Source organism: Cupriavidus sp. F041 (genome assembly GCF_057814235.1).
This window is the reverse complement of sequence record NZ_JBVASY010000003.1, coordinates 246,431-259,436: the sequence shown is the minus strand read 5'-3', so window position 1 is coordinate 259,436 and position 13,006 is coordinate 246,431. Positions and strand designations below refer to the sequence as shown.

11 protein-coding genes are annotated in these 13,006 nt (G+C 63.7%); 9 read left to right on the top strand and 2 right to left on the bottom strand.

Going from position 1 to position 13,006, the window contains the following annotated elements:
• Positions 1–37: 37 nt before the first annotated feature.
• From ACZY0R_RS39795 to ACZY0R_RS39765, 7 genes are all read left to right on the top strand, one after another.
• Complete coding sequence (locus ACZY0R_RS39795) at positions 38–1,114, top strand: homogentisate 1,2-dioxygenase (RefSeq protein WP_488866888.1); 1,077 nt, start codon at positions 38–40, stop codon at positions 1,112–1,114.
• A gap of 68 nt (positions 1,115–1,182) precedes the next feature.
• Positions 1,183–2,832 carry a DUF1302 domain-containing protein gene (locus ACZY0R_RS39790; RefSeq protein WP_488866886.1) on the top strand — a complete coding sequence of 550 codons (1,650 nt, stop codon included), beginning with the start codon at positions 1,183–1,185 and terminating at the stop codon, positions 2,830–2,832.
• Between the two features lie 17 nt (positions 2,833–2,849).
• Positions 2,850–4,223, top strand: coding sequence for a DUF1329 domain-containing protein (locus tag ACZY0R_RS39785; protein WP_488866884.1), 1,374 nt, complete (start codon positions 2,850–2,852; stop codon positions 4,221–4,223).
• A gap of 34 nt (positions 4,224–4,257) precedes the next feature.
• Positions 4,258–5,319, top strand: a complete 1,062-nt coding sequence (locus ACZY0R_RS39780; protein ID WP_488866882.1) for a WD40/YVTN/BNR-like repeat-containing protein — start codon at positions 4,258–4,260, stop codon at positions 5,317–5,319.
• Between the two features lie 21 nt (positions 5,320–5,340).
• Positions 5,341–7,782, top strand: coding sequence for an efflux RND transporter permease subunit (locus ACZY0R_RS39775; RefSeq protein WP_488866880.1), 2,442 nt, complete (start codon positions 5,341–5,343; stop codon positions 7,780–7,782).
• Between the two features lie 43 nt (positions 7,783–7,825).
• A complete protein-coding gene (locus ACZY0R_RS39770) occupies positions 7,826–8,737 on the top strand; it encodes an SDR family oxidoreductase (protein WP_488866878.1) in 912 nt (303 codons plus the stop codon).
• A 29-nt stretch (positions 8,738–8,766) separates the two neighbouring features.
• Positions 8,767–9,489 (top strand): DUF6081 family protein, encoded by a 723-nt coding sequence (locus ACZY0R_RS39765; RefSeq protein WP_488866876.1) that lies wholly within the window; start codon positions 8,767–8,769, stop codon positions 9,487–9,489.
• 244 nt (positions 9,490–9,733) lie between these two features.
• Here ACZY0R_RS39765 and ACZY0R_RS39760 read toward each other — a convergent pair whose 3' ends face one another.
• On the bottom strand, positions 9,734–10,123 hold the full coding sequence (locus tag ACZY0R_RS39760; protein WP_488866874.1) for a DoxX family protein: 390 nt from the start codon (positions 10,121–10,123) through the stop codon (positions 9,734–9,736).
• 106 nt (positions 10,124–10,229) lie between these two features.
• On the bottom strand, positions 10,230–10,868 hold the full coding sequence (locus ACZY0R_RS39755; RefSeq protein ID WP_488866872.1) for a hydrolase: 639 nt from the start codon (positions 10,866–10,868) through the stop codon (positions 10,230–10,232).
• Between the two features lie 392 nt (positions 10,869–11,260).
• On the opposite strand from ACZY0R_RS39755, the gene ACZY0R_RS39750 reads away from it, so the two are divergent.
• Both ACZY0R_RS39750 and ACZY0R_RS39745 read left to right on the top strand, forming a co-directional pair.
• Positions 11,261–11,809, top strand: a complete 549-nt coding sequence (locus ACZY0R_RS39750) for an FCD domain-containing protein (protein ID WP_488866870.1) — start codon at positions 11,261–11,263, stop codon at positions 11,807–11,809.
• A gap of 195 nt (positions 11,810–12,004) precedes the next feature.
• Positions 12,005–12,991, top strand: coding sequence for a tripartite tricarboxylate transporter substrate binding protein (locus tag ACZY0R_RS39745; protein ID WP_488866868.1), 987 nt, complete (start codon positions 12,005–12,007; stop codon positions 12,989–12,991).
• Positions 12,992–13,006 lie beyond the last annotated feature (15 nt).

The window sequence follows — 13,006 nt, the reverse complement described above, 5'->3', positions numbered from 1 at the left end:
TATTGTCCGAAGCAAAACGTAAGAAGGAGGGGGTAGCGTGAAAGACAACCGATTCGGGCCGGCGCCCGGCGATGGCGACGCGGCGGGGCAGGGCGAGCTGTGGACGCGTGACGGCTTCAACGGCGCCTGCTCGATGGTATTGCGCCCGCACTACGCGCCGGCGTATCTGTCGGCACAGGGGCCGCATGCGCCGCGCCGATTCCAGCTGGACAAGCTGGCGATGTCTCACGGCGATGACGCGCTTGCCATGCCGGTGCCGGTTGCCAGCTCGCGCAAAGGGGTGTCGCTGAGCGTCGCGCTCCAGGATCAGGAGCCCTTCATTGTGGTACGCAACGTCGAGGCCGACGAACTGCATTTCGTGCACCGCGGGGAGGTGCGCTTCGAAACCGATTGCGGCGTGCTGGACGCGCAGGCCGGGGATTTTGTCTGCATTCCGCGATCGGTGGCCTACCGCACCACGCCGCGCGGCGGTCCGGCGTGGCGGTTCATCGTCGAAAGCCCCTCGCCGCTGCGCCTGAACCCCCAGACCCCGTCCGGCATGATCAATTTCGCGCGCGACGTGCACTACGCCAGGGTTGAACCGCAACAAGACGGCCACGCGCCGACGGAGGTGACGCTGGTGCTGAAGGCCGAGGACGGTCCGACGGTGTTCCGGCTGCCGCAGGACCCGCTGCGCGCGGTGGCGCACGTGTATGGGAACGTGCCGGTGTGGAAGGTGAACCTGGCCAACGTCCAGGTCGGCACCTACCTGCCGCATGGCGGCCCGCCGTTCCAGTTCATCACCTCGGACGATGGAGAGATCATGATCTACACGCTCTGCGCGCGCATCACGCAGCGTCCGCCGATCCATGTCAACGCCGATTTTGACGAAGTGATTCTCTACCACGCCGGTCCGGGCGCATGGGGTGACGTGAGCGAGCCCGGCACGGTGAGCTGGGTGCCGAAGGGGGTCATCCACCAGGGGCCCAGCGAGAACGTGCCGGAAGGCTACCAGGCATGGCTGCTGGAGACGCGGCCGACACTGCGTCTCACGCCGATAGCGCTGGAGGCATCCGCGCTGCTGGATACGCGCGAGTATGGCATCCATCCGAGCGAGGCGGCCATGCAGCGGTAATCGCCCCTAAAAAAGGGGAGCGGCCGCCAATGCGGCACACACAAAAATAAAGTAGCGAGGAGACCATCTTGAACGCCAACACCTTCCAGGCCCGCGCCGCCGGCGCGCTGGCGCTGGCCTCGTGCGCGCTGCTCGCGCCGCCTGCGCATGCCTTCCAGATTCCGACCGATAGCGAAGACCTGATGATCCGCTGGGACAACACCGTCAAGTACAGCGTCGCCCAGCGCCTCAAGGACCGCTCTTCCACCCTGACGGCCGATGCCAATGCCGACGATGGCGACCGTAACTTCCGGCGCTGGGGGCTGATCTCGAACCGGGTTGACCTGCTCTCGGAGTTCGACGTCAGCTACCGCAACTTCGGCGTGCGCGTGAGCGGCGCGGCATGGTACGACGATGTCTACAACCGCGGCAACGACAACAACTCCCCCGCCACGGCCAACGCTGCATCAGTGCCGCACGACCGTTTCCCCGCTGGCACGCGTACCATCAACGGCCGCGATGTGGAACTGCTGGATGCCTTCGCCTTTGGCAAGGTCGAAGTGGGTGGAATTCCCGTCAGCATGCGGTTGGGGCAGCATTCGTTGCTCTATGGCGAGAGTCTCTTTTTCGGCAACAACGGCATTGCGGCGGCGCAGTCGCCGATCGACCTGGTCAAGCTGCTGTCGGTACCGAACACTCAGTTCAAGGAACTGATCCGGCCGGTGCCGCAGCTCTCCGGACAAGTGCAGGTCACGCCAAACCTGGCTGTGGGCGGGTACTACCAGTTCGACTGGGAGCGCAACCGCCTGCCCGGCGTGGGCAGTTATTTTTCCGCGGTGGATATTCTCGACGCCGGCGGCGAGCGGATTCTTGCCGGCCCCGGCGCGTACTTCAGCCGCACCGGTGACATCAAGGCGAAGTCGTCCGGTCAGGGCGGCATGCAGCTGCGCTACCGCCCGCGCGGCCTCGATGCGGAGTTCGGTCTGTATGCCGCGAATTTCCACGCCAAGGATCCGGTCGTGTACACCAGCTTTGCCGGGCAGGACCTGGCTGCCGGCAAGCTGGGCCAGTACCAGTTGGTGTTCCCGGAAGACATCAAAGTGCTCGGCACAAGCTTCTCCACCACGCTGGGCACGGCCAACGTGGCTGGCGAGCTCTCTTACCGGCACAACATGCCACTGGTAGCGCGCGGTGGCTCGGTGTTCGTGCCGCCCGGGATGAGCGCCAACAATGCTGGCAATGCGCTGTACCCGGTGGGCGATACCCTGCATGGGCAGATTTCATGGGTCAACCTGCTGCCGCCCACGGCAATCTGGGGGGGCGGCAGCATCGTCGGGGAGATTGCGTGGAACCGGCGCCTGGGCGTAAGCCGCAATGCCGGCGCGCTGGATCCCAACGCAACGCGCGACGCGGGGGCCATCCGCATGGTGTTCCAGCCCGCCTACTACCAGGTGATCAACGGACTCGACATCAACGTGCCGATCGGCATCGGCTATGGCCTGTTCGGCCAGTCGTCCGTGATCAATCCGGGCTTCGGCGTGCATCGTGGCGGAGACCTGAGCGTGGGTGTCAACGGCATCTACGAGCAGGTCTGGAACATCGGCCTGAACTACACCCACTACTTCGGCCCAGCCGCAACCGTGCTGACGCCGCCTAACGCCGCCAGCCAGGCGTATTCCTACGGCCAGACCTTCAAAGACCGGGATTTCGTGTCGCTGACGATCCAGCGCGCGTTCTGAAACAGAGGAGACGATTGATGAAAGCCTTTTCCATTGTGACGCCATGGCTCGCCGCAGCCATGCTGGCGGCGCAGCCAGCGCTGGCCATGGTCAGCGCGCAGGAAGCCGCCGCGCTCAAGTCCACGCTCACACCGTTTGGCGCTGAGCGTGCCGGCAATAAGGATGGCAGCATTCCCGCATGGACAGGAGGCCATACCCTGATGCCGCCGAACTACAAGAGTGGCGATCCACCACCCGACCTGTTCGCCGCCGACAAGCCCCTCCTGAAGATCGACGCAAAGAACGCCGCGCAGTACGCCGACAAGCTCAGCGAGGGCGTCATGGGCCTTCTGAAGAAGTATCCCGACACCTTCCGGCTTGACGTTTACCCGACCCGGCGCACGGCTGCGGCGCCGCAGTGGGTCTACGACAACACCTTCCAGAACGCCACCCGCGCGCGCACCACCGACAACGGCCTGTGGGTGGAAGGTGCCTATGGCGGCATTCCGTTTCCGATTCCGAAGAGCGGCAACGAGGCCATGTGGAACCACAAGTTGCAATGGACGGGCGAGACGGTTTCAAGCTACTTCGTCAACTACATCGGCACGCCGGATGGCAAGCTGATCATGGTCACCAAGGGCTACAACAAGTCGCAGTATCCGTACTACGAGAAGGGCGGGGCCGCAGACAAGTTTACGGGCGAGTCGCAGCAGCTGCGCATTTTTACCACCGAGCCGCCGCTCAAGGCCGGCTCGCAGTTCCTGCTGGTCGATGCGGTCAACCGGCCGCGCCAGGCCTGGGAATACCTGACCGGGCAGCGCCGCGTGCGCAAGGCGCCCACGCTTGGCTATGACACGCCGGACGACATCAATTCCGGCCAGAGCTACTTCGACGAGGCCTTTGTCTTCCTGGGCGAGCTGGATCGCTACAGCTGGAAGCTGGTCGGCAAGAAGGAGATTTACATTCCCTACAACAATAACAAGCTGTACCAGAAGGGCCTTTCGCCCGAGCAACTGCTGATGCCCCATCATGCCAACCCCGATTCGATGCGCTGGGAGCTGCATCGTGTCTGGGTGGTGGAGGCCGAACTGGCGCAGGGCAAACGCCATGTCGTGCCCAAGCGCCGCCTGTATCTCGACGAGGACACCTGGGCCGCGGTGCTGGGCGAAGGCTGGGATGCGCAAGGCCAGTTGTGGCGCGTGCAGGTCGCCAATCCGTATGTGGTGCCCGAGGGCCCCTTCGTCAACGCCACCAGCTCGTGGTGCATCTACAACTTGCTTTCCGGCGCATACCTGGCCGCCGCATACCCCGACTACGGCAGCCCGGGCTTCCGCTATCACTACAAGCTGCTCGACCGCATCCCTTCCAGCTACTTCTCGCCCGAGGCCCTCGCGGGCGAGGGCGTGCGCTAGCAAGCCGGCGATGATCCCTGTGGAGACGATTGCCATGTTTGCATGCTTGAAAACGCCACGGCGCCGCACCGCGGGCCGCCTGGCCATGCTGCTGGCCGGCGCCGGCGCGGCGGTCGCGCTGGTGCAGGGCGCCGCGGCGGCGGAGCCCGTACGCGCCTTTCGCCAGGATGCTGCGCTGGTCGGCGTGGCGAGCGCTGGCACGCGCCTGGTGGCGGTGGGCGAGCGCGGCACGGTGGTGCTGTCCGACGATGGCAGCCGGCACTGGCGGCACGCCAGTGCGCCAACCGATGTCACGCTCACATCGGTCCGCTTCGCCACGCCGCTGGAGGGTTGGGCAGCCGGCCACGCCGGGACGGTGCTACACACGGCCGATGGTGGCCTGACCTGGTCGCGGCAGCTTGACGGTGAAGCCGCCGCCCGTCTGGTGCTGGCGGCCGCGGGGAACGACCCCGCCCGGCGTGCCGAGGCCCAGCAACTGGTGGAGGACGGGCCGGACAAGCCATTCCTCGACCTGTATGCGGCCGACGCCCGCACGGCGCTGGTGGTGGGTGCCTTCAATCTTGCGTTTCGCACCACCGATGGCGGCAGGCACTGGGTGCCGTGGCAGGATCGCATTCCCAATCCCAAGGCGCTGCATCTGTACGGCATTGCAGGCGCGGGCCGCAATCTGTACATCGCGGGCGAGCAAGGGTTGCTGCTGCGCTCGGCCGATGCTGGCGAGACTTTCCGGCCGCTGGTCTCGCCATATCGGGGCACGCTCTTCGGCGTACTGGCGCAGGCCGATGGCAGCGTCATCGTGTACGGCCTGCGCGGCAATGCCTTCCGTTCGACCGACCAGGGCGCGAACTGGTCGAAGCTGGCCCTCGGCACCAGCGCCGCAATTACCGCCGGCGTGGCCCTGGCCGACGGCCGGGCAGCGCTGGTGACACAGGCAGGCGAAATGTTCGTGAGCGAGCCGTTGCACCCCGAGGCCTTCGTGCGGGTTGCGCCGGACCATCCGCAACCCTTTGCCGGTGCGGCGCAGCAGCGCGACAGGATCGTGCTGGTGGGCGCTCGCGGCAGTTCGGCGGCGCCAGCAACAGCCGGCAGGCGGTGATGCAAACCGGAGTTTCCTCTCATGCATGAGAAGCAAAGCAAGGCAGGCCAGGCCGACTGGCAGGTGGTGCAGTGTATCCAGGATTTCGACGCCGGCTCGGGCTCGGTGGTCGAACGTCTTATCTTCAATCACCGCGCCTGGATCGTGGCGCTGTGCGTCATCGTCACCGTGCTGCTCGGCTGGCAGGCGATGCAAGTGCGACTGAACGCCGACTTCGAGAAGATGATCCCCGCCGCGCATCCGTATATCCAGAACTACCTGCAGAACAAGGCGGATCTGAGCGGCCTGGGCAACTCGGTGCGCGTCGCGGTGGAGACGCGCGAAGGGACGATCTTCGATGCCGCGTATCTGGACCGGCTCAAGAGGATCAACGACGAGCTCTTCCTCATCCCCGGTGTCGACCGCGCCTACCAGAAGTCGCTCTGGACCGCGAACACGCGATGGCTTGGCGTGACCGAGGAGGGCCTGGAAGGCGGCACGGTGATTCCCGACGACTATGACGGCTCGGCACAGACCGTGGAGCAGGTGCGGCGCAATGTGGAGCGGTCGGGCGAAATCGGCCAGCTGGTTGCCGGCAACTATCGATCGTCGATCATCTTCCTGCCGCTGCTGGAGCGAGACCCCAAGGACGGACAGGCGCTCGACTACAAGCGCTTATCGGATGCGCTCGAAGCTGTGCGGCAGCGGTACGAGACCAGGGATATCCGCATTCACGTCACCGGCTTCGCCAAGGTGGTGGGCGACCTGATCACCGGCACCGGCGAAGTCATGGTGTTCTTCGCGCTGGCCGTGGTGATTGCTGCTGCGGCGGTGCTCTGGTACACACGCTGCCTGCGCAGCATGCTCCTGGTGGTGCTGACATCCCTGCTGGCGGTGGTCTGGCAGCTCGGGCTGCTGCCGCTGCTGGGGTATGCGCTCGATCCATATTCTGTGCTGGTGCCCTTCCTGGTGTTTGCCATCGGCATGAGCCATGGCGCGCAGAAGATGAACGGCATCATGCAGGACATCGGGCGTGGCATGCACCGGCTCGTGGCGGCGCGCTATACCTTCCGGCGCTTGTTCATGGCGGGGTTGTCCGCCTTGCTGTGCGATGCAGTCGGCTTCGCGGTGCTGCTCGTGATCCGCATTCCGGTGATCCAGGAACTGGCGGTAGTGGCGAGCCTGGGCGTTGCCATTCTGATCTTCACTAACCTGGTGTTGCTGCCGGTGCTGCTTTCATACACGGGCGTGGACGCGAAAGCGGCGGCCAGGGCGCTGCGCTCGCAAGACACCCCGGCACAGGCCGGCGGCCCGTGGCGTTTCCTGGAGCGTTTCACCACCGCCCGGTGGGCCCTGGCTGCATTGCTGCCGGCAGCCGTGCTCGGCCTGGGCGGATACCTGGTCAGCCAGCACCTTCAGGTAGGCGATCTCGATGAAGGCGCGCCGGAACTGCGCGCCAACTCGCGCTATAACCGCGACGACCGCTTCATGACCGCCAACTATGCAGCCAGCAGCGACCTGCTGGTGGTGATGGTGCGCACGCCGGACGGGCACTGCGCGGACTACGCCACGCTCAGGCAGGTGGATGCGCTCGAATGGCAGCTCAGGAAGCTGCCGGGCGTCGAGGGTACCAACTCGCTGGCGCTGCTGGCGCGCCGCATCGTCGCGGGCATGGCGGAGGGCAGCCCGAAGTGGTACGAGCTAGTGCAGAACCAGGCCACGCTCAATACGGCCGCCAACCGGTCTCCACGCGAGAGCTTCAACCAGGCGTGCAACCTGCTGTCGCTCTATGTCTATCTGCAGGACCACCGCGCCGAGACGCTGGCCAGGGTGGTGAGCGCGGTGGAAGCCTTCGCAGCGACGCACGACAGCCAGCACGCGCGCTTCATGCTGGCGGCCGGCAGCGCGGGGATCGAGGCTGCCACCAATATCGTGGTGCGGCAAGCCAGCCGCGAGATGCTGTTCTGGGTCTACGGCGCGGTCATCGTCCTGTGCATGCTGACATTCCGCTCCTGGCGCGCGGCAGTGTGTGCTGTGGTGCCGCTGCTGCTTACCTCGGTGCTGGCCGAGGCACTCATGGTGGCTCTGGGTCTTGGCGTCAAGGTGGCGACGCTGCCGGTCATCGCGCTGGGCGTCGGCATAGGCGTGGACTATGCGCTCTACATCATGGCGATCTTGCTGGCCGAACTGCGCGCCGGCGCCAGCCTGCCGCAGGCTTACCGGCGCGCGCTGCGCTTCACTGGCAAGGTGGTGATGCTGACCGGAGTGACGCTGGCGATTGCCGTGGCCACCTGGACGCTGTCGCCAATCAAGTTCCAGGCCGATATGGGCGTCCTACTCGCCTTCATGTTCCTGTGGAACATGCTCGGCGCCCTGATCCTGCTGCCGGCGCTGGCATGGGTGCTGCTGCCGGAAGGCAGGGCCGGAAGATCGCCGGTGCCCGTTGATGCAATCGCCGATGGCGCATCCGGCGTCCGGCACTGAAATCCAACAATCCAAAACCAACACAACGAGAAGAGGAGCGGCAATGAAAGTCATGGTGACAGGCGGTACCGGCACGACCGGCAGCCGGGTGGTGCGCGAGCTGCTCGCGCGAGGAGTGCAGGTCAAGGTCCTGACGCGCAGCGCGGAGCGCGCCAAGGCGATTTCGCCGCGCGTGGAGGCCGTGGTGGGCGACCTTCTCAGCCCCTCCGATCTCCGCCCGGCGTTCGAGGATATCGACGCGCTCTTCCTGCTGCTGGCGGGCGTCCCGAGCGAGGCGCACGAGGGGCTGACGGCCGTGGCGCTGGCACGCGCGGCTGGCGTGAAGCGCATCGTCTACCTGTCGGTGCACCAGACCGCCAGGCCGCCACGCCACGTGCCGCATATCGGCTCGAAGCTGCTGATCGAGTCGGTGATACGGGACTCCGGTGTGCCCTACACCTTTCTCCGTCCCAATGTGTTCATGCAGAACGACTACTGGTACCGGGACGCCTTGCTCGGCCATGGCATCTATCCGCAGCCGCTGGGTGACCTGGGCGCTTCGCTGTGCGATGTGCGGGATATTGCCGAGGCCGCGGCCATTGTGCTGACCACCGATGGCTATGACGGGCAGGCCTACACCATCGCCGGGCCGGAGCCATTTACGGGAAAGCGCGCGGCGGCGCTGTGGTCGGCCGTGCTGGGCAAGGCGATTACGTATGGTGACCATGACATGGAGCGGTGGGAGCAGCAACAGCTCACCCATGGGGCACCCCAGTGGTTCGCACTGGACCTGAAGATGATGTTCACCGCCTGGCAGGCCGATGGCCTGGTCGCCACCGACGAAGAACTGGGCCGCCTTGCCAGTCTGCTCGGACATTCCCCGCGCAGCTATGAGGATTTCGTGGCGGAAACGGTCGCGGGCTGGCCGGTCGGCCAATCGCAGATCGCAGCCTTTGAAGGCCGCAGCTTTTCCTGAGTACAGTACAGCGCTACGGAGACCACGACATGCCAACCATCATTCTCGACCCATTCACTTCCGGGCAGCCCGTGCCGGCAACCTGGCGCATGCTTGAGCTGCCGGCCGGCGACGGCACCACCTGGGCGTTCCGCGATCCCGGCCTGCAGCTGAGCGCCTCTGACGGCGTGCTGGAGGCGAGCATCGAAACGTTCCGGATCCGGCATGACCACGTGCAGATGTTCGACAACCCGAAGCTGCTCATGGTGATGCGCCAGCCGGTGCCGCTCTCTGAGACGAACGTCACGACGATTTCATGGGAGATGGCCTGTGAGAACCACAACGGCAATCCCGACGACCTGCTTGACGGCTTTGCCGTATTGAGCCTCGGGGACTTCGGAACCGGCATGGTGTTCGATTTCATCATGTCGGGCAAATGCATCGGCGTGGTCTATGAGCGTCTCGCCCTGCCGGGCATCGTGCCCACGGGCGCGGACTGGATCCATGTGGTGCAGTCCCCGCTGATGGCGCAGTCCCGTCCAGGCGAGTTTCACCGGTACGAGATCCGCTTCGACCGGAAGGCGCGCGCTTGCGAATGGTGGCTGGACGGTAAGCGCATGTATTCCGTGACTGATATCCCGGTGGAGGTCCGGAGCGTCACGCCTGGCGTGGGCCTGATGACGCTCAAGCCTCTCGAAGCCGGCATGGGCAGCGTCTCCAATCACGGGCAGGGCGCCACAGGCCGCTGGCGCAACATGGCTGTGCATGGCTGACGCATGCGCTGGCGCCGGCGTGCGGGAGCCGCTCTTGCTGCTGCCCGGGCATCTTTCCGATGCGCGGATCTGGGCGCATCAGGTGGATGCCCTGGCCGATATCGCCGACTCGATAGCCCCTGTGCTCGACGCCGATGACTCGGTGGCCGGGCTGGCAGCTGAGGTGCTGCTGCGGGCGCCCCGTTACTATCTTCGCTACACACAATCAAAGAAAGGAACACCGGAACAATGGAAAACGGTGGACTTAAAGAGTTCGGACGACGATATTTCCGGGTCCCGCCGCAATCAGGATGATAAACCCGCCAATAATGCTGATATGTTCCAGAAAGCCCGTTAGGGAGACAGTGCGCTGCGCGCTTTTCAGATTCCAGAAGTCGTAGAATACCAACGCAGTTGCCAGCGTGAATACTGCAAGAAGCAGCGAAGCGATCCCGGTTTGCCATCCAGCCATGACGGCTACGCCGCATGTAAGCTGAACCAGTATTGTGCTAGACAGGATCAAACGCGGAAACGGAATATTTCTTGATCTGACTTCTTCCAGGCCATGGCTGAAGAACAGAAATTTATTGGCGCCGCTGAGCACGTACATGAATGCGATGAATACACGTCCAGCAAGCAAGTAGTAATCAGGCATATAGACTCCAAATGGGCCGGTCAGTGCCGGAAGGCCGTGGCTGCATTCCTGGCAATGGGAAAAACGGACTGGCCCGCAACGGCGTGCGGCGCCAGCCCGGCTATCGTCAGCTGCGATCGTAGGAGAACTGGATTCCGGCAGTGCCGCCTGTTTCAACGAACAGGTTAATGAAGGCCGGTACGGTTTCCTCCCGCGCCCAGTCGCGCTGCAATTCGCAGAACAACTGCGCAGCACTGATCATCTTGCCGCCGGCCTGCTCAATGCGACGCAGGGCAGCTTCGTGTGCCGCCACCGAAGTACCGCCGACGGCGTCCACCACCACATAGACTTCATATCCTTCCTTGAGCGCGTCCAGTGCGGGGAACGTCAGGCAAGCCTCGGTCCACAGTGCAGTCATGATGAGCTTCTTGCGGCCCGTGGCCTTGACGGCCGCTTTGAATTCGACGTCTTCCCACGAGTTGATGGTCGTGCGGTCATAGGTCGGATAGTCGCCCAAGACCTTGCGCAGCTGCGGAATCGGTGGTTTGTTCAAGCCGGTCTTCACATTCACCGTTGAGTGAATGATGGGCAGCTTGTATGCAATGGCCGCCTTCGACGTCCCAACGATATTGTTGATCAAAAGCTGGCGGTCCATCGACGCAATGGAGTTCACTTGCACCGGTTGGTAATCGATGATGACAAACGCTGCATTCTGCGGAGTCAGCAGATGGTCGCTTGCAGGATCACGGATGGGTTCGCTGGCCATAGTTTTCTCCATATCAGTAAGAAAGATGCTGCTATTCAATACGCATTGATGATGCCTGTGTGCGCACCGCGGGCTGTCGGCGTTAGCTTGCCGCCTTTCGATCGATCGAAACGCCGCGATGAGCCTGTGCAGGATAGGCGATCCCCCGTGCTGAGTGTGATAGGCATATGCCGAACACGCTGTTCTATCTTGTCGAACGATGTGGCGGGGCAATTGAGTGCATGCTGTCTCCGATCCATGGTCTCCCGGATGCCCGACATCCTCGGGGCGCGTCGTCGTGATGCGCTCGCCGGGTCAGGCAGTTCCCGCTTCCTCTCGCGGCTGAGCGCTACCAGGCAGGTGTTATTCCGCTAAGAGAGGCACTGTCTCGCCTGTGCACGACCGGATTCGTATTGGCAATCGATCAAAAGGGCTTTCGGGTAGCGGAGTTGTCGCCGGAGGAGCTTCTGGACATCACCCGTGTCAGGCAGCAGATCGAAACCAGCGCACTCCGGGACGCGATCGAAACGGGAGATATCGCTTGGGAGGGAGAGGTCGTTGCCGCGCATTATCGCCTGACGCGCATCCCGATGGTTCTGCGTGGACAGGATGGAGCGCTGAATCCCGAGTGGGAGGAGGCCGATGCCGCCTTTCATGAGGTTCTGATCGCAGGATGCAAGTCGCCATGGATGCGCCGGTTTTCGACAGTGCTCAGGGACCAGACGGCGCGTTACCGCTTTATTTCTCTCGCTGTGCCCAAGGCTGAACGAGGCCGGGATGTGGCGGTGGAACATGAGGCAATCGTCAATGCCATCGTCGAGCGCGATGCCAACAAAGCTTGCAGGCTTCTTTCCGATCATTTCCAGGCGACCACGAACCTGGTGCTGAAGTTCCTCCAGCAACCGAAAGCCAAGTCGGCGCGGGCGCGCAAGCGGAGCGCATCGGTGGAACTGGGGGGCTGACGCCGTTTCGGCCGATCTTCGCCAGTCGTCTTCTGCGGTAGTCCGCCTCATTCCTGTCTTGCCATCGTTTTCCGCGATGGCGCTTTCACCAAAGATTGCTTTACAGCCGCCTCGGGTTCTTTCACCCTCCATGGCTTCCACCGCGCAGGTAGCGTAGGTGGAAGAACAGGGACATGCCCTGTATGGAGACAGAACTTGAAGAACACGACAAAGCCATTTTGCCGCCTCTTTGGCGCGGCGGCTTCCCTGACCCTCTCACTTGCCTGCGGCACGGCGGCGGCCAGCGGCTATCCCGGCAAGCCAGTGACGCTGATCGTTCCCCAGGCCCCTGGCGGCGCCAATGATGCGGTGGCACGAATTGTCGCGCAAAGGCTAAGCGCAAACCTGGGGCAGCCTTTCATCATCGACAACCGGCCGGGGGCGGGCGGCAATATCGGGATTCAGCTGGCGGCAAAGGCACCACGCGATGGCTATACGCTGCTGCTGACCGTGGGCAGCTCGTACACGATCAATCCGTCGCTGTACAGGAAGATTCCCTTCGATCCTGTCAAGGACTTCGAGCCGATCACGCTGGTGGCTACGGCCCCCTATCTGCTGGTCACGAATCCTGCGTTTCCGGCGAGATCCGTCAAGGAGTTGATCAGTCTGGCCAAATCCAGGCCGGGCAAGCTCGACTACGCGTCGGCGGGAAATGGCACGCTGAATCATTTGCTTGGGGAAATGCTGAAGGCAAAGGCGGGGATCGATCTTGCGCACGTACCATATAAAGGCGCTGCTGCCGCGGCTACCGACGTCGTCGGTGGCCAGGTCCCGATCACGTTCGGCAGCCTGCCCGGCGTGATGCCATTTGTGAAAACTGGGCAGCTGCGCGTGCTTGGCGTGGCTACGGAGAAGCGTTCCCGGCTCGTGCCCGAGGTTCCGGCAATCGCGGAAACCGTTTCCGGCTACGGAGCCGTTTCCTGGTATGGCCTGCTTGCGCCAGCGGGCACGCCGAAAGATATCCTCGCGAAACTTCACGCGGAGACCGTGAAGGTGCTCAATAGCAAGGATGTGCAGGACAGGCTGGCGGTGCAGGGAGCCGAAGCTACTTCCGACACGCCAGAACAGTTCCGGGCCTTGATCATGGATGAACTGGCAAAGTGGGCAAAGCTCGTCAAGGATTCAGGGGCCCAACTGGATTGAGCATTGCGGCATTCG